A 19941-nucleotide genomic window follows, 5' to 3' on the forward strand; every position below is an offset into this window, starting at 1 on the left:
CGAATAGGGTGTGTCAGACACAATGATGTCGAATGACACACCCTATTCGCGAGCAAGCCCGCTCCCACATTGATTTACAGCTGCCGGAATTACTCGGCGATCTGCAACTTGCGCGCTTCGGTGTACACGTAACGCACTTTCTCGTACTCGAACGGCGAGTTCATCTGGCCATAGCGGAAGTTGGTCTGGTGGCGCTTGTCGATGCCGCGCAGGATCCACACTTCCGGATGGTTGGAGCTGACTTCGGCGACGTTGAGGAAGTTGATCGCACTCTCGGCTGTGTAATCCACCGCCAGGCCGCCGGTGTCACGCAGGTTCGACGGACCGAGGATCGGCAGCATGAAGTAAGCGCCGGCCGGTACGCCGTAGAAGCCCAGGGTCTGGCCGAAGTCTTCGCTTTGGCGCGGCAGGCCCATGGCGGTGGCCGGGTCCCACAGGCCGGCGATGCCGATGGTGGTGTTGAGCAGCAAGCGTCCGGTGGTTTCCAGCGAGCGCTGGCCCTTGAGTTGCAGCAGGCTGTTCAACAGGTTTGGCACGTCGCCGAGGTTGTTGAAGAAGTTGCTGACACCGGTACGCAGGAAGCTCGGGGTGACGTAGCGGTAGCCATTGACCACCGGCAGGAACACCCATTGGTCGAAGCGGTAGTTGAAGTGATAGACGCGCCGGTTCCACTCTTCCAGCGGATCGTAGACAGCCAGTGCGCTGAGCGTCGAGCGCTCGAACTCGCGTTGGTCCAGGCCCGGGTTGAATTTGAGTTTGCTCAGCGGTTCCTTGAAGCCGTCACTGTCGACGACCACGGGGGCGTTGGCTTTGCTGTTGTCTGCATTGGCGACGCCTGCACAGAGTAACGCTGCGAAAAGCAGGAGATATTTAGCCACGGAAGAACTCCAGCATGGCGTCGCTGTTGACGCGGTAGTTAATGTTGCCGCAGTGGCCGCCGTACGGGTAAACGGTCAGGCGATCACCGAAGGTCCTGCGCAGGAAGCCCAGGTCGCCAGGGCCGAGGATCACGTCATCGGCGTTGTGCATGACCGCGATTTTCGGGCTTTCGTGCAGATAGTCCTTCAGCGCATACAGGCTCACCTGGTCAATCAGTTGCAGCAGGCTGCCGCCGTCGGTGCGGGCGCGCCACATCGGGATCACTTGTTCGGTGATGTAGCAGTCGAAGTCGCATTGCAGTGCACGCTTGAGGAATGGCGTGAGGCTGGTGCCCTCGGTGATCGGGAACTTGGGTGGGGTGATCAGGCCGCGACGGTTGATCAGGTCCGAAGTGAAGGCAATGTCGGCCGCCGAAAAGCGGAACGAGGTGCCGATCAGCATGGCCATCTGTTCGTTGGTCAGGTGCTGTTTGGACTGCTGGAAGTCGTAGAGCAGGGCGTCGTTGAGGTCGATGTAGCCCTTTTGCTGGAAATAGCGGGTCAGCTTGTTCAGTACCAGTTCATAGAACGTGGTGCTGTTGTTGATGCCCTTGACCTCGGTCTGAACCAGCTTGTCGAGGTTGGTGATCGAGGTGTAGAGGTTGACCGGCGGGTTGAGCAACAGGACTTTCTTGAAGTTGAAGCTGCGGCGGGTTTCGTCCAGGTGCGCGACGAAAGCGGCGTCCAGTGCACCGAGGCTGTACCCGGTCAGGTAGTAATCGGTGACCGGCACTTTCGGGTTCTGTGCCCGCACTGCCTGCATCACCCGGTACATGTCTTCGGCGTCTTCCTTGGAAACACCCGGCGTGGCGAAGCGTGAAGCGGAACTCATGAAGTCGTAGCTGGTGGGCGATGACAGCTGCACCACGTGGTAACCGGCCTTGTAGTAGAGCTTCTTCAGGTATTCGTTCAGGCTGCTGTCATAACGTGCACCGGTGCCGGCGATCAGGAATATCAGCGGCGCGGCGTGATCCTGCGTGGCAATGCGGTAGTCGAGTTTCTTGACCGCCCAGAAATTGTCCGGCAATTCGAACGCCCGTTCCGGACGCAAGGTGACGCTGCGCACTGTCTGATCGATGTCATCGTCCAGGGGTAACTCCGGACGCAAGTCCGGCGGCGTGGTCGCGATGGTCGCCTCGAACGGATTGGTCAGGGGGTAGCCGTAACTGGCGGCGTCAATATCGACCGCCAGTGCGGACGCACTCAATATAAGGCCGCCAAACAAGGCGGCGAAGCGCAAGGAACGGAACATGACTAAATCCCTTAGAAGAAGGTGCCGAATGAATTTCGCAGGCTATGACCACCGGATCTGCGCCAAAGTGCCAACCATCGGCACCAAACAGGCTTAATTTCGAAGTAATAGTAGCTGGACGATACACTTTGCAGCGATTGAATGACCAGTTAACAGTTGTTATCGCTTGCGAAACGCTTTCGGACGATTAAGCTGGCCGCCGTTTTTCGCCAATTGGAGTGTTTCATGTCTCGCCGCCTGCCCGTGATTCTGCTGCTTGTTTTACTGCCTGTATGGCTGGCCGCCAGTTATGGCGCGCGTTATGGCTTCATGGAGGATGCGCAGTGGGTCGGCATTTGCGTGGATGAAGCGAATCGCTGGGAATGCCAGGTGCGATCGAACCTGGGGCTGATGATCCATTTCGGGGTGCTGGGCTGGGCTGCGCTGGGCGCGGCGATCATCGGCTTTGTCGTGCCGGGGCGGGCAGGCTGGTGGCTGGCGGTGCTGGCGCTGGTGTTCGGGTTTCCGGCGCTGGCTTTGTACAACACGACGTTGGCGGTGTTTGCGGTGGTGATTGCCGGGTTGCGGTTGGTCAGGGTTTCTCGCGGCGTTTAAAAGTCCGTCTTCGCGAGCAAGTCGGATCGCCGCACCGCCGCTCCCACAATTGATCTTTGTCGCACACAAATTTTGTGTTCACTGAAGGTCTACTGTGGGAGCGGGCTTGCCCGCGAAGAGGCCGGTTAAGTCGCTAAAGAGTCAAGCCTTGCGAACCCGTAGGCAGCGCCACAACGCAGCCGCCATCAACACACTCACCAGCGCCCAGCCCCAGGCCTGCTGATTCTGCAAACCTTCACGAAACAGCTGCGGCGCAATGCCGGCACCGATGATGAAGGTCAGCAACGCAATCTCGCGCCGCGGCACGTTCACCGGGCGGCACAGATAAACCAGCGCAGGCACGATGAACGCGACACTCGGGAAGCTGCGATAACGCGGATCGAACACCAGTTCCAGCATCATTACGGCCGCCGCGAAACCTGCCATTGCCACCAGCCACCCAGCACGACCCTCCAGTAAATTGAAAGCCCGTCCGCGCCAGCCGCTACGCGGACTCAGTGTCAGTGCGGCATGGGCCAGCACCAGCAGATTCAGAGCGGTCAGCAATCCGACCCACAACCACTCACTGGTAAAACGCGTGGTAACCCGTGCCAGGTCGCCAAAGGCGCCAATCGAACACGCAGCCAATGCACCGAGCAGCGGCAGCACCAGTGCCGAGCGCGTCGTGCGGAGCCGTCCACCGAGCAGCAACGTGCCGATGAAGATCAAGCCGCCCACCGCCAGCCATTGCGACCAGTACGGTACGTTTGTCACTGGCCCGGCCAGCACGCCCTTGTCCTGGCGATCGGCATCGAACAGCCCCCAGTAACCGCCGACCGCACCTTCACTGGCGCGTTTCCATGGCTGGTCGAAGGCTTCGATCAGGTTGTAGTGCCAGCCCTGTTGCTCGGCCATGGCGACAAAGCCGCGAATGAATCTGGCTTCGTTGACCCGGCTCGGCAGGGCGGTTTCGCGCTGGCGACCTTCGCTTGGCCAGCCGGTTTCGCCGATCAGCACATCCTTGGGTGCGAACTTGTTGCCGAACACCTGGCGTACTTCGGCCACATGTTGCAGGGCGGCGTCGATGTTCGACGGATCATCTTCCCAATACGGCAGCAAGTGGATGGTCAGGAAGTCCACGGCTGGGGCGATTTCCGGATGCTTGAGCCAGAACTCCCAGACGTCGGCGTAGGTGACAGGCTGTTTGACCTGGCTCTTGACCTTGTTGATCAACGTCGCCAATTGCGCGCCGGTGACTTCCTTGCGCAGCAGGGTTTCGTTGCCGACGATCACCGCGCTCACCACATCCGGGTTGGCGTTGGCCGAGGCGATCAGCAGGTTGACTTCTTTCTCGGTGTCCACCGGGTTGCTGTTGACCCAGGCGCCGATCATCAGCTTCAAGCCATGCTTGCGCGCAAGGTCCGGCAGGGCTTCGAGGCCGGTCATGGAATAGGTGCGGATGCATTCGAAGCTTTTGGACAGCAGCGCGAGGTCGGCATCCATACGCTCGGGGCGCAAGTTGAATGGCACGTCAAACGGCGATTGGTCTTTGTCGAATGGCGTGTAAGAGGCGCATTGCAGCTTGTGCGTCGCGCTGGCGACATCCGGCAGGATCACCGGTTTGCCGATGCCGTACCAGAAGCCACCGAGGGCAAACAGCCCGAGCAGGCAAGCGAATAGATAAGCAGCAAAAGGGAAGCGGGATGTCGCGGACATGGTCAGGCCGTGTGGGAGCAAAGCGGCGCATGTTACCTGCATTTACCGCGTGCTTGGTGGCCTGCATGATTTTGACATGCAAAGTTCGGGCGGATTGGCAGGGAGGGGTGTTGCGCTGAAGATTAATGGCTTTCTGATGTCGTTTCTCGATGGCTTGAGGTCGCTGGCAGAGCAGGTCGCCATGGGCTTGAGGTTGATGATCGGCGTGTCAGTACTCCGCTGATGTTCGGACGAGTTTGCTGTGAGGCGTGAAGGGGGCGCTGTGCACCATAACAATACGTTTAAGCGACTCGGCATCCGTCGAGCGCAGCACTTTCGGGGAAGTAACGATGAAGATGCGACGACTCTTGGGCGCAGGTGCCGCTTTGGTGCTGGCGATCAGTTCTACCGTGGCCAGTGCCGCCGGGAAGGAAGTGACGATCGGTTATGTCGACGGCTGGTCGGACAGTGTTGCCACGACGAACGTGGCTGCCGAGGTGATCAGGCAGAAACTCGGTTATGACGTGAAGCTGCAAGCCGTTGCCACCGGGATCATGTGGCAGGGCGTGGCCACAGGTAAACTCGACGCCATGCTGTCGGCCTGGCTGCCGGTGACACACGGTGAGTACTGGACGAAGAACAAGGATCAGGTCGTCGACTACGGCCCGAACTTCAAGGACGCGAAAATCGGCCTGATCGTGCCGGAGTACGTCAAGGCCAAGTCCATTGACGACCTCAAGACCGACGACACCTTCAAGAACCGCATTGTCGGCATCGACGCCGGTTCAGGCGTGATGCTCAAGACCGACCAGGCGATCAAGGACTACGACCTGACCGGCTATCAACTCAAGGCCAGTTCCGGCGCCGGCATGATCGCCGAGCTGACCCGTGCCGAGAAGAAAAACGAATCCATTGCCGTGACCGGTTGGGTGCCGCACTGGATGTTCGCCAAGTGGAAACTGCGCTTCCTCGAAGACCCGAAAGGCGTGTATGGCGCGGCTGAAACCGTGAACAGCATCGGCAGCAAGGGCCTGGAGGCCAAGGCGCCGGAAGTGGCCAAGTTCCTGAAGAACTTCCAGTGGGAATCCAAGGATGAAATTGGCCAGGTGATGCTGGCGATTCAGGACGGTGCCAAGCCTGAAGCTGCCGCAAAGGACTGGGTCGCCAAGCACCCTGAGCGTGTGGCTGTCTGGACCAAATAACAGGCACCTCGCTTTAACTTGTGGGAGCGGGCTTGCTCGCGAAAGCGGTGTAACAGTCAACAATAATGTTGAATGTTATGGCCCCTTCGCGAGCAAGCCCGCTCCCACACTTGTTTATGGCGTGCTGGAATTTGGCGAATCCGTCATGTGGTTCTAAGACTAAGGTCGTCTGGAACCTGCCCCGCAGCCGCATAGAGTGGATACCGTTCCAACTAAATCTGTGCTGCGAGGATAAAAACAATGAACGACAGCATTTACCTCTCGATTCAAAACAGCCCGCGCTTCAAGGAGCTGGTTAGCAAGAGGGAACGATTCGCCTGGATTCTTTCGGCGATCATGCTAGGGCTTTACTCCGGATTCATTCTTCTGATTGCCTATGGGCCGCAGGTGCTGGGGGCGAAAATCAGCCCTGAGTCCTCGATTACCTGGGGCATACCGATCGGTGTCGGGCTGATTGTCTCGGCTTTCGTCCTGACCGGTATTTACGTGCGACGCGCCAACGGCGAATTCGACGACCTGAACAATGCGATTCTCAAGGAGGCTCAGCAATGATCCGCCGTCTAATGGCTCTTTTGAGCATCGCAGCTTTCGCGCCTGGCGCCTGGGCGGCTGACGCCCTGACCGGTGCCGTGCAGAAGCAACCGCTTAATGTGTCGGCGATCTTGATGTTTGTCGCCTTCGTCGGTGCCACCCTGTGCATCACCTACTGGGCTTCCAAGCGTAATAATTCGGCGGCCGACTACTACGCCGCTGGCGGCAAGATCACCGGTTTCCAGAACGGTCTGGCGATTGCCGGTGACTACATGTCGGCAGCGTCCTTCCTGGGTATTTCCGCGCTGGTGTTCACCTCCGGCTACGACGGCCTGATCTATTCGATCGGCTTCCTGGTGGGCTGGCCGATCATTCTGTTCCTGATCGCCGAGCGCCTGCGTAACCTGGGTAAATACACCTTTGCCGACGTGGCGTCCTATCGCCTGGGGCAAACCCAGATCCGCTCGCTGTCCGCTTGCGGTTCGCTGGTGGTGGTGGCGTTCTACCTGATCGCGCAAATGGTCGGTGCCGGCAAGCTGATCCAGTTGCTGTTCGGTCTCGATTACCACGTTGCGGTGATCATGGTCGGTATTCTGATGTGCCTGTACGTGTTGTTCGGCGGCATGCTGGCGACCACCTGGGTGCAGATCATCAAGGCAGTCTTGCTGCTGTCCGGTGCTTCCTTCATGGCACTGATGGTGATGAAGCACGTCAACTTCGACTTCAACATGCTGTTCTCCGAGGCGATCAAGGTTCACCCGAAAGCTGAAGCGATCATGAGCCCGGGCGGCCTGGTGAAAGATCCGGTCTCGGCGTTCTCCCTCGGTCTGGCGCTGATGTTCGGTACCGCTGGCCTGCCGCACATCCTGATGCGCTTCTTCACCGTGAGCGACGCAAAAGAAGCTCGCAAGAGCGTGTTGTACGCAACCGGTTTCATTGGTTACTTCTACATCCTGACCTTCATCATTGGCTTCGGCGCGATCCTGCTGGTCAGCACCAACCCCGCCTTCAAAGACGCTGCTGGCGCGTTGCTGGGTGGTAACAACATGGCGGCGGTGCACCTGGCCAACGCGGTCGGTGGCAGCATTTTCCTGGGCTTCATCTCGGCGGTGGCGTTCGCGACCATTCTGGCAGTGGTTGCCGGTCTGACCCTGGCCGGTGCTTCGGCGGTGTCCCACGACCTGTACGCCAGCGTGATCAAGAAGGGCAAGGCCAACGAGAAGGATGAGATCCGCGTCTCGAAAATCACCACTATCGCGTTGGCGGTGCTGGCAATTGGTCTGGGTATCCTGTTCGAGAGCCAGAACATTGCGTTCATGGTGGGCCTGGCGTTCTCCATCGCGGCGAGCTGCAACTTCCCGGTACTGTTGCTTTCCATGTACTGGAAAAAGCTGACCACTCGCGGTGCGATGATCGGCGGCTGGATGGGGCTGATCAGTGCCGTGGGCCTGATGGTGCTTGGTCCGACCATCTGGGTGCAGATCCTGCATCACGAGAAGGCCATCTTCCCGTATGAGTACCCGGCGTTGTTCTCGATGATGATTGCCTTTGTCGGGATCTGGTTCTTCTCAGTTACCGACAAGTCCACTGCGGCTGACAATGAGCGGGCGCTGTTCTTCCCGCAGTTTGTTCGTTCGCAGACTGGCCTGGGTGCAAGTGGTGCTGTTTCGCACTAAGCGTTTGGGTTTGACTGTTTAAGTTGTGTTGAATGGAAATGCCCTGGTCGAGAGATCGGGGCATTTTTTTATTGGGCGGTAGTCGACCGGAATTTCGTGGATGTACCCGATTTACTGTGGGAGCGGGCTTGCTCGCGAAGGCGGCCTGGCAGCCGACCTGTCTTTTGTTGGCCGCGTACATATCCATTCCTGCGGTAACGGCGGCTTATGGTTTCGCCCTTACGGCGAGTCACTTTTTTTACAAGCGCCTAAAAAAAGTAACCCAAAAAACGCTCGCCCCGAACGTGCGGCCCCTCGCTAAGGCTCGGGGTTCCTTCGCTCCGGCATTCATCCGGGGGCATCGCCTCCGGTCGGCTTCGCTCGACCTCCTCTCGATGTGTTCGGCTTCGCCGAACGGCGCTGCGCGCCCACCCCCGGATGAACGCCTCCACTCAGCCTGCCGAGGGGGCGGGTGGATCAAGATCAAGAGCTGCAGGCGAGCTAACGCTCGGCCTGATGAGTGGTGAGGAGCAGTAGGTGTACGCCGCTCTGCCATTGCTCTTATGTAGGAGCGAGCCTGCTCGCCGACCGAAATTCTGCAGCGAGCTCAACCAGCAAGCAGGCCGGCCGGTAGGCCGCCTCGCTTTGGCTTTTGATCTTGATCTTCTTGCCCCCTCGAGAGGCCGAGTGGAGGTTCTGCGCAGTGGGCAACCCGGCATGGATGCCGGGTTAGCCGCCGCCGGCCATGGATGGCCGATGGCGGCGGGCCCACGGAGCAGGACCGGAGCGAGGGTATGCCGAGCCTGGGCGAGGCACCGAACGTAAGGGGCAGAGCGCTTTGGTTACTTTCGCGCTCTTCGAAAGTGACCCGCCGTAAGGGCGGAACCCTAAGTGGTCGTTACAGAAAAAACGGATATGTACCCGACCAAAGCCAGTCGCGACAAAACGCACAAACAAAAACGGCCTCCTGCTCTTTATATAAAAAGCAGAGGCCGTTCCCGGTACAACTCAACAACCTACAGCAAGACAGCGCTTACTTGCGGTCTTCCAGCTTGGTGATGTCACGCGACTCGTAGCCGGTGTACAACTGGCGCGGACGGCCGATCTTGTACGGGCTGGAGAGCATTTCCTTCCAGTGGGAGATCCAGCCGACGGTCCGCGCCAGGGCGAAGATCACGGTGAACATGCTGGTCGGAATGCCGATCGCCTTGAGGATGATCCCCGAGTAGAAGTCGACGTTCGGGTACAGCGAGCGCTCGATGAAGTACGGGTCGGTCAGGGCGATCTCTTCCAGGCGCATGGCCAGTTCGAGTTGCGGATCGTTCTGGATGCCCAGTTCCTTCAACACTTCGTCGCAGGTCTGCTTCATTACCGTGGCGCGTGGGTCGCGGTTTTTGTAAACGCGGTGACCGAAGCCCATCAGTTTGAACGGATCGTTCTTGTCCTTGGCCTTGGCGATGAACTTGTCGATGTTCGAAACATCGCCGATTTCATCGAGCATGGTCAGTACGGCTTCGTTGGCACCGCCGTGGGCAGGGCCCCACAGTGCAGCGATACCGGCGGCGATACAGGCGAACGGGTTGGCACCCGAAGAGCCGGCCAGGCGTACGGTGGAGGTCGAAGCGTTCTGCTCGTGGTCGGCATGGAGGATGAAGATCCGGTCCATGGCCTTGGCGAGTACCGGGCTGATCGGTTTGATCTCGCACGGGGTGTTGAACATCATGTGCAGGAAGTTTTCCGCGTACGACAGGTCGTTGCGCGGGTACATCATGGGTTGGCCCATGGAGTACTTGTAAACCATCGCGGCCAGGGTCGGCATCTTGGCAACCAGGCGGATCGCGGAGATTTCGCGATGCTGCGGGTTATTGATGTCCAGGGAGTCGTGGTAGAACGCCGAGAGGGCGCCGACTACGCCGCACATGACGGCCATCGGGTGGGCGTCGCGACGGAAGCCGTTGAAGAAGGTCTTCAGCTGCTCGTGAACCATGGTGTGGTTCTTCACGGTGCTGACGAACTGGGCCTTCTGTTCTGCGGTCGGCAGTTCGCCGTTGAGCAGCAGATAGCAGGTTTCCAGATAGTCCGACTTTTCAGCCAGCTGTTCGATCGGGTAGCCGCGGTGCAGCAGGATGCCGTTGTCGCCGTCGATATAGGTGATCTTCGACTCGCACGAGGCGGTCGACATGAAGCCAGGGTCAAAGGTGAAACGGCCCGTGGCCGTCAGGCCCCGAACGTCGATAACATCGGGACCAACGGTGCCGGTTAAAATGGGCAGCTCGACGGGGGCTGCGCCCTCGATGATCAACTGCGCTTTTTTGTCAGCCATGTGGCCTCCTATTTATGCTTGAAATCATCAGACAGACCCCCCACGCAGGGCCCGCACCACTATAGTGAGATAAATTCGAATGTCAATTTGCCTAAAGTCTTGCTCCAGAAGGCTTTAACCGGACTTTTTTCTCGAAATTGGCTGCCATTTACGCCTTTTATGTCAGTTGCGCAATCAGCTGTTTGGGTTAGGTGTTTGCGTTGTCATTAGTAGCCTAACTGTCTATACTCGGCCACCGACCGCCAAGGGCTTTTGGGCTTGCTTTCATTGGGGGTCGCATCCCTGGGTGGTGGTTACCTGACCAGTGCACTCCCCAACAACTTTGCCCTGATTGTTAGGGGCTCTTCAGTGTGAAAAAAAAGCCGTGAAAAGCCAACGACCTGTAAACCTAGACCTAAGGACCATCAAACTCCCAGTCACTGCTTACACGTCCATCCTTCACCGAATCTCCGGTGTCATCCTCTTCGTGTGCCTTGCCATCATGCTTTACGCATTGGACAAGTCGCTGAGTTCCGAGGAAGGCTTCGGTCAGGTGAAAGCGTGTCTGACCAGTCCGCTAGCCAAGCTAGTGACATGGGGCATCCTGTCCGCTCTGCTTTATCACCTGGTAGCCGGTGTGCGCCATTTGATCATGGACATGGGCATCGGTGAGACGCTGGAAGGCGGCAAGCTGGGCTCGAAAATCGTTATCGCCGTTTCCGTGGTGGTAATCGTTCTGGCAGGAGTTTGGATATGGTAACTAACGTCACGAACCTGTCGCGTTCGGGCCTCTATGACTGGATGGCGCAACGTGTGTCTGCGGTCGTTCTCGCGGCTTACTTCATCTTCCTGATCGGATACATCGTGGCCCATCCCGGCCTCGAGTACGCCCAGTGGCATGAACTGTTCGCCCACAACGGAATGCGTATCTTCAGCCTCCTGGCCCTCGTTGCCCTCGGCGCTCACGCCTGGGTCGGCATGTGGACCATCGCGACCGACTACCTGACGCCAATGGCGTTCGGCAAGTCCGCGACGGCTATACGTTTCCTTTTCCAGGCAGTATGCGGCGTTGCGATGTTCGCTTACTTCGTCTGGGGCGTGCAGATTCTCTGGGGTATCTGAGTCATGGCTAACATTCCAACGATTTCTTTCGACGCCATCATTATTGGTGGTGGCGGTGCCGGCATGCGCGCAGCGCTGCAACTGGCACAGGGCGGTCACAAGACTGCCGTGATCACCAAGGTTTTCCCGACCCGTTCGCACACTGTATCCGCCCAGGGCGGCATCACCTGCGCAATCGCGTCCGCTGACCCGAACGATGACTGGCGCTGGCACATGTACGATACCGTCAAGGGTTCCGACTATATCGGCGACCAGGACGCTATCGAATACATGTGTCAGGAAGGCCCGGCTGCCGTTTACGAGCTGGACCACATGGGTATGCCATTCTCGCGTACCGAGCAAGGTCGTATCTACCAGCGTCCATTCGGCGGTCAGTCCAAGGACTACGGTAAAGGCGGCCAGGCTGCGCGTACTTGCGCTGCGTCCGACCGTACCGGTCACGCTCTGCTGCACACCCTTTATCAGGGCAACCTGAAAGCCGGTACCGTGTTCCTGAACGAGTACTACGCTGTCGATCTGGTGAAGAACGGCGAAGGCGAGTTCGTCGGCGTGATCGCCATCTGCATCGAAACCGGCGAAACCACCTACATCCGTGCCAAGGCCACCGTACTGGCTACCGGCGGTGCAGGTCGTATCTACGCTTCGACCACCAACGCCCTGATCAACACCGGTGACGGCGTTGGCATGGCGCTGCGTGCCGGCGTGCCGGTACAAGACATTGAAATGTGGCAGTTCCACCCGACCGGTATCGCCGGCGCTGGTGTACTGGTTACTGAAGGTTGCCGTGGTGAAGGTGGATACCTGATCAACAAGCACGGCGAGCGTTTCATGGAGCGTTATGCTCCGAACGCCAAAGACCTTGCCGGTCGTGACGTTGTTGCCCGTTCGATGGTTAAAGAGATCATCGCCGGCAACGGTTGCGGTCCGAATGGCGACCACGTAATGCTCAAGCTCGACCACCTGGGCGAGGAAGTGTTGCACAGCCGCCTGCCAGGCATCTGCGAACTGTCGAAGACTTTCGCGCACGTTGACCCGGTTGTTGCTCCGGTTCCGGTTGTTCCAACCTGCCACTACATGATGGGCGGTGTTCCGACCAACATTCACGGTCAGGCAATCACCCAGAACGGCGAAGGCGTCGATGAAATCATCCCTGGTCTGTTCGCAGTGGGTGAAGTGGCTTGCGTATCGGTTCACGGTGCCAACCGTCTGGGCGGCAACTCGCTGCTCGACCTGGTGGTCTTCGGCCGTGCTGCCGGCCTGCACCTGGAAAAGGCGCTGACCGACGGTATCGAATACGACGACGCCACCGACGCCGACATCCAGGCTGCCCTGGCGCGCCTGTCCGCTCTGAATGAGCGTACCGAAGGCGAAGACGTGGCTACCCTGCGTCGCGAGCTGCAAAACTGCATGCAGAACTACTTCGGTGTATTCCGTACCGGCGAATACATGCAGAAGGGTATTGCCCAGCTGGCTGACCTGCGCAAGCGCATCGCCAACGTGAAGATCAACGATAAGTCGCAGGCGTTCAACACTGCGCGTATCGAAGCTCTGGAACTGCAGAACCTGCTGGAAGTGGCCGAAGCCACCGCCATCGCTGCAGAAGTACGTAAAGAGTCCCGTGGTGCTCACGCCCGTGAAGACTTCGAAGACCGTGACGACGAAAACTGGCTGTGCCACACCCTGTACTTCCCGGGTGACAAGCGCGTGACCAAGCGTGCCGTGAACTTCTCGCCGAAGACTGTTCCGACTTTTGAACCTAAGATTCGGACTTATTAAGGGTGGCCGCCATGTTGCAAGTCAGCGTTTATCGTTACAACCCTGATCAGGACGCCGCGCCGTTCATGCAGGAATTCCAGGTTGATACCGGTGGTAAAGACCTGATGGTGCTGGACGTGCTGGCCCTGATCAAAGAGCAGGACGAGGGTTTCTCCTATCGTCGCTCTTGCCGTGAAGGTGTTTGCGGTTCCGACGGCATGAACATCAACGGCAAAAACGGCCTGGCGTGCGTCACGCCGCTGTCTGCTGTCGTAAAAGGTAACAAGTTGATCGTTCGCCCTCTGCCAGGTTTGCCGGTTATCCGTGACCTGGTCGTCGATATGAGCATCTTCTACAAGCAATACGAAAAGGTTAAGCCATACCTGCAGAACGACACGCCGGCTCCGGCCATCGAGCGTCTGCAGTCCCCTGAAGAGCGTGAAAAGCTGGACGGTCTGTACGAGTGCATCCTGTGCGCTTGCTGCTCGACTTCCTGCCCGTCCTTCTGGTGGAACCCGGACAAGTTCCTGGGTCCAGCTGCTCTGCTGCAAGCGTACCGCTTCCTGGCAGACAGCCGTGATACCAAGACGTCCGAGCGTCTGGCTTCGCTGGATGACCCGTTCAGCGTATTCCGCTGCCGCGGGATCATGAACTGCGTCAGCGTATGTCCGAAAGGCCTGAACCCGACTAAGGCCATCGGTCACATCCGTAACATGTTGCTCTCGAGCGGCGTGTGATTCAGCTGCTGTACCCGTAGGACCGCTGTACCCGTAGATGCTACGGCGCAGGCTTCAACCGGCGCCGTAGTTTTAACCTGAGCAGCAGCTTAAAAGGCTGCGGCTCTTATTTTGAAGAAATGAGACAAGCAGGGGCATCCGGGCTGGTACCCGGACTATCAGTGTGATCCTAGTGGCTTGTTTTGGTCGCTGCATTCGGACTTCTGCAAGTTTGCTCGGTGTCGACACCGATGGTGTTCCCCTAACCGAGGGTGACCAAGCATGCAAGAAAGCGTGATGCAGCGCATGTGGAACAGCGCCTACCTATCCGGTAGTAACGCTGCCTATGTGGAAGAGCTCTACGAGCTCTACCTGCACGACCCTAACGCTGTGCCAGAAGAGTGGCGCACCTACTTCCAGAAGTTGCCTGCTGACGGCAACACTGCCACCGATGTTTCGCACTCCACAATTCGCGATCATTTCGTCCTGCTGGCAAAGAACCAGCGCCGCGCCCAACCGGTTTCCGCCGGCAGCGTGAGCAGTGAGCACGAGAAGAAGCAAGTTGAAGTGCTGCGATTGATCCAGGCCTACCGTATGCGTGGCCACCAGGCAGCCCAGCTTGACCCGCTGGGACTGTGGCAGCGTCCTGCACCTGCAGACCTGTCGATCAATCATTACGGCTTGACCAATGCCGATCTTGATACGACCTTCCGTGCCGGCGACCTGTTCATCGGCAAAGAGGAAGCGAGCCTACGCGAAATACACGAAGCGTTGCAGCAGACATATTGCCGCACCATCGGCGCTGAGTTCACGCACATCACCGATTCCGAGCAGCGCCAGTGGTTCCAGCAGCGTCTGGAAAGCGTGCGCGGTCGTCCGACCTACTCCGCCGACATCAAGAGCCACCTGCTCGAGCGCGTGACCGCCGGTGAAGGCCTGGAAAAATACCTGGGCACCAAATACCCGGGTACCAAGCGTTTCGGTCTGGAAGGCGGCGAAAGCCTGATTCCGATGCTCGACGAGCTGATCCAGCGTTCCGGTTCCTACGGCACCAAGGAAATCGTCATCGGCATGGCCCACCGTGGCCGTCTGAACGTGCTGGTCAACACCTTCGGCAAGAACCCGCGCGAGCTGTTCGACGAGTTCGAAGGCAAGAAGAAGGTCGAGCTGGGTTCCGGTGACGTGAAATACCACCAGGGCTTCTCGTCCAACGTGATGACCTCCGGCGGTGAAGTTCACCTGGCCATGGCGTTCAACCCGTCCCACCTGGAAATCGTTTCCCCGGTGGTCGAGGGTTCGGTTCGCGCCCGTCAGGACCGTCGTAACGATCCAACCGGCGAGAAGGTTCTGCCGATCTCCATCCACGGTGACGCTGCATTCGCAGGTCAGGGCGTGGTCATGGAAACCTTCCAGATGTCGCAGACCCGCGGTTTCAAGACCGGCGGTACCGTGCACATCGTGATCAACAATCAGGTCGGTTTCACCATCAGCAACCCGCTGGACTCGCGTTCCACCGAGTACGCGACCGACGTTGCGAAAATGATCCAGGCGCCGATCCTCCATGTGAATGGTGATGATCCGGAAGCCGTATTGTTCGTGACCCAGCTGGCCATCGACTACCGCATGCAGTTCAAGCGTGACGTGGTGATCGACCTGGTCTGCTACCGTCGTCGCGGCCACAACGAGGCCGACGAGCCAAGCGGCACCCAGCCGATCATGTATCAGCAGATCACCAAACAGCGCACCACCCGTGAGCTGTATGCCGATCGTCTGACCCAGGGCGGTGTGCTGGACGCAGAGCGTGTTCAGGCGAAAGTCGACGAATACCGCAACGCGCTGGACAACGGTCTGCACGTAGTGAAAAGCCTGGTCAAAGAGCCGAACAAAGAGCTGTTCGTGGACTGGCGTCCGTATCTGGGCCACGCCTGGACCGCACGTCACGACACTCGCTTCGACCTCAAGACCTTGCAGGAACTGTCCGCCAAGCTGCTGGAAATCCCGGAAGGCTTCGTGGTTCAGCGCCAGGTCGCGAAAATCTACGAAGACCGTCAGAAGATGCAAGCCGGCGGCCTGCCGATCAACTGGGGTTACGCCGAAACCATGGCGTACGCGACCCTGGCGTTCGAAGGTCACCCGATCCGCATGACCGGCCAGGACATCGGCCGCGGTACGTTCTCGCACCGTCATGCTGTCTTGCACAACCAGAAAGACGCGGGCACCTACATCCCGTTGCAGAACCTGTACAACGGCCAGCCACGTTTCGACCTGTACGATTCGTTCCTGTCCGAAGAAGCCGTACTGGCGTTCGAATACGGTTACTCGACCACCACGCCTGATGCGCTGGTGATCTGGGAAGCCCAGTTCGGCGACTTCGCCAACGGTGCCCAGGTGGTTATCGACCAGTTCATCACCAGTGGCGAGCACAAGTGGGGCCGTCTGTGCGGTCTGACCATGCTGCTGCCGCACGGTTATGAGGGGCAGGGGCCGGAGCACTCCTCGGCTCGTCTGGAGCGTTACCTGCAGCTGTGCGCCGAGCACAACATTCAGGTGTGCATGCCGACGACGCCGGCTCAGATCTACCACTTGCTGCGCCGTCAGGTCATTCGTCCGCTGCGCAAACCACTGGTAGTCCTGACTCCGAAGTCGCTGCTGCGCCACAAGCTGGCCATCTCGACGCTGGAAGATCTGGCCGAAGGTTCGTTCCAGACCGTTATCCCGGAAATCGATGCCCAAGACCCGAAAAAGGTCGAGCGCATTGTTCTGTGTAGCGGCAAGGTCTACTACGACCTGCTGGAAAAACGCCGTGCCGAAGGTCGTGACGACATCGCCGTCGTGCGTATCGAGCAGCTGTACCCATTCCCTGAGGACGACTTGAATGAAGTCCTGGCTCCTTACACCAACCTCAAACATATCGTTTGGTGTCAGGAAGAGCCGATGAACCAGGGTGCCTGGTACTGCAGCCAACACCACTTGCGTCGCAGCGTCGGAAACCTCAACAAGTCTCTCGTACTCGAGTACGCGGGCCGTGAGGCTTCTGCTGCACCTGCATGCGGTTACGCATCGATGCACGCCGAGCAGCAGGAACAACTGCTGCAAGACGCCTTTACTGTTTAACGCCTTCGCGCACCTGAAACCGAATTTAAGGAACCACAGACAATGGCTATCGAGATCAAAGCCCCCACTTTCCCGGAATCGGTTGCCGATGGCACCGTTGCCACCTGGCATAAACAACCGGGCGACGCGGTCAAGCGCGACGAACTGATCGTCGACATCGAAACCGACAAAGTCGTGCTGGAAGTGCTGGCTACCGCTGACGGCGTGCTGGGCGCTATCGTCAAGAACGAAGGCGAAACCGTTCTGTCCGACGAAGTCCTGGGCTCCATCGTTGAAGGCGGCGCTGCTGCCGCTGCTCCAGCCGCTGCTGCTCCGGCCGCTGCACAAGCTGCTGCACAAGCTGCTGCTCCAGCTGCCGAAGGCGAAGACGATCCTGTTGCTGCACCGGCTGCTCGCAAGCTGGCTGAAGAAAACGGCATCAACATCGCTTCCGTAGCCGGCACCGGTAAAGGCGGTCGCGTGACCAAGGAAGACGTGGTTGCAGCCGTTGCTGCCAAGAAAGCCGCTCCGGCTGCCGCGCCTGCCAAGGCTGCTGCGCCTGCCGCCGCTGCTCCGGTATTCGCTGCTGGCGAGCGCATCGAGAAGCGCGTACCGATGACTCGTGTGCGTGCAACCGTGGCCAAGCGTCTGGTTGAAGCTCAGTCGAACATGGCGATGCTGACCACTTTCAACGAAGTCGACATGACCGAAGTCATGGCGCTGCGTTCGAAGTACAAGGATCTGTTCGAGAAGTCCCACAACGGCGTGCGCCTGGGCTTCATGTCGTTCTTCGTGAAAGCAGCTACCGAAGCGCTGAAACGCTTCCCGGCTGTTAACGCGTCGATCGACGGTGGCGACATCGTTTACCACGGCTACGCTGACGTCGGCGTTGCAGTTTCCAGCGATCGCGGCCTGGTTGTACCGGTTCTGCGTAACGCCGAACTGATGAGCCTGGCTGAAATCGAAGGCGGCATCGCCACCTTCGGCAAGAAAGCCCGCGACGGCAAACTGTCGATGGACGAAATGACCGGTGGTACTTTCACCATCACCAACGGTGGTACTTTCGGTTCGATGATGTCGACCCCGATCGTCAACCCGCCACAAGCCGCCATCCTGGGCATGCACAACATCATCCAGCGTCCGATGGCCATCAACGGTCAGGTCGTTATCCGTCCGATGATGTACCTGGCACTGTCCTACGATCACCGTCTGATCGATGGCAAAGAAGCTGTGACCTTCCTGGTGACCATCAAGAACCTGCTGGAAGATCCGGCTCGTCTTCTTCTGGATATCTAAAAAGCAGCGGCAAGCTGCAAGCTGCAAGCCCCAAGCTCAAAGCGAGCGAGTGGGCTTCAAGCTTGTAGCTTGCGGCTTGTAGCTTGTTGCTAAAAGGGAACCTTTTATGACTCAGAAATTTGACGTAGTAGTGATCGGCGCGGGCCCTGGCGGCTATGTAGCTGCCATCAAGGCCGCCCAACTGGGCCTCAGCACTGCCTGCATCGAGAAGTACACCGACAAGGAAGGCAAACTGGCTCTGGGCGGTACTTGCCTGAACGTCGGCTGCATTCCATCCAAGGCCCTGCTGGACAGCTCGTGGAAATTCCACGAAGCCCAGGACGGTTTCGCGATCCACGGTATCAATCACGCTGGCGTGACCATGGACGTGCCAGCGATGGTCGGCCGCAAGGCCAACATTGTCAAAGGCCTGACCTCCGGCGTTGCGACCCTGTTCAAAGCCAACGGTGTGACCTCCATCCAGGGTCACGGCAAGCTGCTGGCCGGCAAGAAAGTCGAAGTCACCAAGCCTGATGGCTCGGTAGAAATCATCGAAGCCGAAAACGTCATCCTGGCTCCAGGTTCGCGTCCGATCGACATTCCGCCAGCTCCGGTTGACCAGAATGTGATCGTCGATTCGACTGGCGCGCTGGAATTCCAATCCGTGCCTAAGCGTCTGGGCGTGATCGGCGCTGGCGTGATCGGTCTGGAGCTGGGTTCGGTCTGGTCGCGTCTGGGTGCAGAAGTGACTGTCCTGGAAGCCCTGGACACCTTCCTGATGGCAGCGGACGCCGCTGTTTCCAAGGAAGCGCTGAAAACCCTGACCAAACAGGGTCTGGACATCAAGCTGGGCGCTCGCGTGACCGGTTCCAAAGTGAACGGCGACGAAGTCGTGGTGAACTACACCGATGCCAAAGGCGAACAGAACATCACTTTCGATAAGCTGATCGTAGCCGTTGGTCGCCGTCCGGTGACCACTGATCTGCTGGCTGCCGACTGCGGCGTGACCCTGGACGAGCGCGGTTTCGTGCACGTTGACGATCACTGCGCCACCACCGTACCGGGCGTCTACGCCATCGGCGACGTGGTTCGCGGCATGATGCTGGCGCACAAGGCGTCGGAAGAAGGCATCATGGTTGTCGAGCGCATCAAGGGCCACAAGGCCCAGATGAACTATGATCTGATCCCGTCGGTTATTTATACTCACCCGGAAATCGCATGGGTTGGTAAAACCGAGCAGGCCTTGAAAGCTGAAGGCGTTGAAGTTAACGTCGGCACCTTCCCGTTCGCAGCCTCTGGCCGTGCCATGGCTGCCAACGACACCGGTGGTTTCGTCAAGGTCATCGCAGATGCCAAGACAGACCGCGTACTGGGCGTTCACGTGATTGGCCCAAGCGCTGCCGAACTGGTTCAGCAGGGCGCGATCGGTATGGAATTCGGCACCAGCGCTGAAGACCTGGGCATGATGGTTTTCTCCCATCCGACCCTGTCTGAAGCCTTGCACGAAGCTGCTCTGGCAGTGAATGGCGGCGCCATCCACATCGCCAACCGCAAGAAGCGTTGAGGGCTTTGTGAAAACGTAGCGAGCGACGGAAAGACAAGGCAAAAACAGGTGAGGAAGCGGAGTTGACGTTAGTCAATGAGCATTTCGAGCCTGTTTTTAACGCAGTATTTCCTAGCGCAGCAGTTTTCACATGTTCGAAAGAGATAATAAGAAACCACGGCGGTATGGCCCGTCGTGAGCCTTGCATGCAAGACTCACCGCGGAATATCCGCTGGACGCAGTCTTGCATAGCTGCACCGGGTATCCGGAAAGGCTATGCAAGCAGCAGTCACAGGTGGTGCGGCACTTG

15 protein-coding genes are annotated in these 19941 nt (G+C 58.7%); 11 read left to right on the forward strand and 4 right to left on the reverse strand.

Annotated elements, in window-relative coordinates:
* Positions 1 to 89: 89 nt before the first annotated feature.
* Together KGA85_RS16600 and KGA85_RS16605 are read right to left on the reverse strand one after the other, a co-directional pair.
* On the reverse strand, positions 90 to 878 hold the full coding sequence (locus tag KGA85_RS16600) for a VacJ family lipoprotein (RefSeq protein ID WP_223455965.1): 789 nt from the start codon (positions 876 to 878) through the stop codon (positions 90 to 92).
* Entirely contained in the window at positions 871 to 2169 is a 1299-nt protein-coding gene (locus KGA85_RS16605) for a serine/threonine protein kinase (RefSeq protein WP_223455964.1), read from the reverse strand. The genes KGA85_RS16600 and KGA85_RS16605 overlap by 8 nt, the downstream gene beginning before the upstream one ends.
* Positions 2170 to 2394: 225 nt before the next feature.
* Here KGA85_RS16605 and KGA85_RS16610 point away from each other — a divergent pair, with 225 nt between their 5' ends.
* Complete coding sequence (locus KGA85_RS16610) at positions 2395 to 2763, forward strand: hypothetical protein (RefSeq protein WP_223455963.1); 369 nt, start codon at positions 2395 to 2397, stop codon at positions 2761 to 2763.
* Between the two features lie 141 nt (positions 2764 to 2904).
* Here the strand turns inward: KGA85_RS16610 and KGA85_RS16615 are convergent, their stop codons facing one another.
* A complete protein-coding gene (locus KGA85_RS16615) occupies positions 2905 to 4500 on the reverse strand; it encodes a beta (1-6) glucans synthase (RefSeq protein ID WP_223543244.1) in 1596 nt (531 codons plus the stop codon).
* Between the two features lie 287 nt (positions 4501 to 4787).
* Between KGA85_RS16615 and KGA85_RS16620 the strand changes: the two genes are divergently transcribed.
* From KGA85_RS16620 to KGA85_RS16630, 3 genes are all read left to right on the forward strand, one after another.
* Entirely contained in the window at positions 4788 to 5639 is an 852-nt protein-coding gene (locus tag KGA85_RS16620) for a glycine betaine ABC transporter substrate-binding protein (RefSeq protein ID WP_223543245.1), read from the forward strand.
* Positions 5640 to 5879: 240 nt separating this feature from the next.
* A complete protein-coding gene (locus KGA85_RS16625) occupies positions 5880 to 6191 on the forward strand; it encodes a DUF485 domain-containing protein (RefSeq protein WP_110746318.1) in 312 nt (103 codons plus the stop codon).
* Entirely contained in the window at positions 6188 to 7846 is a 1659-nt protein-coding gene (locus KGA85_RS16630) for a cation acetate symporter (RefSeq protein WP_223455960.1), read from the forward strand. Before KGA85_RS16625 ends, KGA85_RS16630 begins: the two co-directional genes overlap by 4 nt.
* 1012 nt (positions 7847 to 8858) lie before the next feature.
* On the opposite strand, the gene gltA is transcribed toward KGA85_RS16630, so the two are convergent.
* Positions 8859 to 10148: a citrate synthase gene (gene gltA, locus KGA85_RS16635; protein WP_007977501.1), complete on the reverse strand. Its 1290-nt coding sequence runs from the start codon at positions 10146 to 10148 to the stop codon at positions 8859 to 8861.
* Between the two features lie 364 nt (positions 10149 to 10512).
* Between gltA and sdhC the strand changes: the two genes are divergently transcribed.
* The 7 genes from sdhC to lpdA all read left to right on the forward strand — a co-directional run bounded on the left by sdhC (position 10513) and on the right by lpdA (position 19652).
* Positions 10513 to 10887, forward strand: coding sequence for a succinate dehydrogenase, cytochrome b556 subunit (gene sdhC, locus KGA85_RS16640; RefSeq protein WP_032829628.1), 375 nt, complete (start codon positions 10513 to 10515; stop codon positions 10885 to 10887).
* A complete protein-coding gene (gene sdhD, locus KGA85_RS16645) occupies positions 10881 to 11249 on the forward strand; it encodes a succinate dehydrogenase, hydrophobic membrane anchor protein (RefSeq protein WP_046037653.1) in 369 nt (122 codons plus the stop codon). Before sdhC ends, sdhD begins: the two co-directional genes overlap by 7 nt.
* Positions 11250 to 11252: 3 nt before the next feature.
* Positions 11253 to 13025 (forward strand): succinate dehydrogenase flavoprotein subunit, encoded by a 1773-nt coding sequence (gene sdhA / locus KGA85_RS16650; protein ID WP_223533590.1) that lies wholly within the window; start codon positions 11253 to 11255, stop codon positions 13023 to 13025.
* Positions 13026 to 13036: 11 nt separating this feature from the next.
* Positions 13037 to 13741 carry a succinate dehydrogenase iron-sulfur subunit gene (locus tag KGA85_RS16655; protein ID WP_095944019.1) on the forward strand — a complete coding sequence of 235 codons (705 nt, stop codon included), beginning with the start codon at positions 13037 to 13039 and terminating at the stop codon, positions 13739 to 13741.
* 261 nt (positions 13742 to 14002) lie between these two features.
* A complete protein-coding gene (locus KGA85_RS16660; RefSeq protein ID WP_223455958.1) occupies positions 14003 to 16834 on the forward strand; it encodes a 2-oxoglutarate dehydrogenase E1 component in 2832 nt (943 codons plus the stop codon).
* A gap of 42 nt (positions 16835 to 16876) precedes the next feature.
* Positions 16877 to 18109 carry a 2-oxoglutarate dehydrogenase complex dihydrolipoyllysine-residue succinyltransferase gene (gene odhB / locus KGA85_RS16665; protein WP_223543246.1) on the forward strand — a complete coding sequence of 411 codons (1233 nt, stop codon included), beginning with the start codon at positions 16877 to 16879 and terminating at the stop codon, positions 18107 to 18109.
* A gap of 106 nt (positions 18110 to 18215) precedes the next feature.
* Complete coding sequence (lpdA, locus tag KGA85_RS16670; RefSeq protein WP_223455956.1) at positions 18216 to 19652, forward strand: dihydrolipoyl dehydrogenase; 1437 nt, start codon at positions 18216 to 18218, stop codon at positions 19650 to 19652.
* The last annotated feature ends 289 nt before the right edge of the window (positions 19653 to 19941 follow it).

The organism is Pseudomonas sp. GL-B-12 (assembly GCF_019955895.1).
In the GTDB taxonomy this organism is placed as follows: domain Bacteria; phylum Pseudomonadota; class Gammaproteobacteria; order Pseudomonadales; family Pseudomonadaceae; genus Aquipseudomonas.

Bases quoted from the DNA above. Each gene is read 5' to 3' on its own strand.
- KGA85_RS16605 (WP_223455964.1), bottom strand. From the start codon at position 2,169: ATGTTCCGTTCCTTGCGCTTCGCCGCCTTGTTTGGCGGCCTTATATTG.
- KGA85_RS16610 (WP_223455963.1), top strand. From the start codon at position 2,395: ATGTCTCGCCGCCTGCCCGTGATTCTGCTGCTTGTTTTACTGCCTGTA.
- KGA85_RS16615 (WP_223543244.1), bottom strand. From the start codon at position 4,500: ATGCAGGTAACATGCGCCGCTTTGCTCCCACACGGCCTGACCATGTCC.
- KGA85_RS16620 (WP_223543245.1), top strand. From the start codon at position 4,788: ATGAAGATGCGACGACTCTTGGGCGCAGGTGCCGCTTTGGTGCTGGCG.
- KGA85_RS16625 (WP_110746318.1), top strand. From the start codon at position 5,880: ATGAACGACAGCATTTACCTCTCGATTCAAAACAGCCCGCGCTTCAAG.
- KGA85_RS16630 (WP_223455960.1), top strand. From the start codon at position 6,188: ATGATCCGCCGTCTAATGGCTCTTTTGAGCATCGCAGCTTTCGCGCCT.
- gltA (WP_007977501.1), bottom strand. From the start codon at position 10,148: ATGGCTGACAAAAAAGCGCAGTTGATCATCGAGGGCGCAGCCCCCGTC.
- sdhD (WP_046037653.1), top strand. From the start codon at position 10,881: ATGGTAACTAACGTCACGAACCTGTCGCGTTCGGGCCTCTATGACTGG.
- sdhA (WP_223533590.1), top strand. From the start codon at position 11,253: ATGGCTAACATTCCAACGATTTCTTTCGACGCCATCATTATTGGTGGT.
- KGA85_RS16655 (WP_095944019.1), top strand. From the start codon at position 13,037: ATGTTGCAAGTCAGCGTTTATCGTTACAACCCTGATCAGGACGCCGCG.
- KGA85_RS16660 (WP_223455958.1), top strand. From the start codon at position 14,003: ATGCAAGAAAGCGTGATGCAGCGCATGTGGAACAGCGCCTACCTATCC.
- odhB (WP_223543246.1), top strand. From the start codon at position 16,877: ATGGCTATCGAGATCAAAGCCCCCACTTTCCCGGAATCGGTTGCCGAT.
- lpdA (WP_223455956.1), top strand. From the start codon at position 18,216: ATGACTCAGAAATTTGACGTAGTAGTGATCGGCGCGGGCCCTGGCGGC.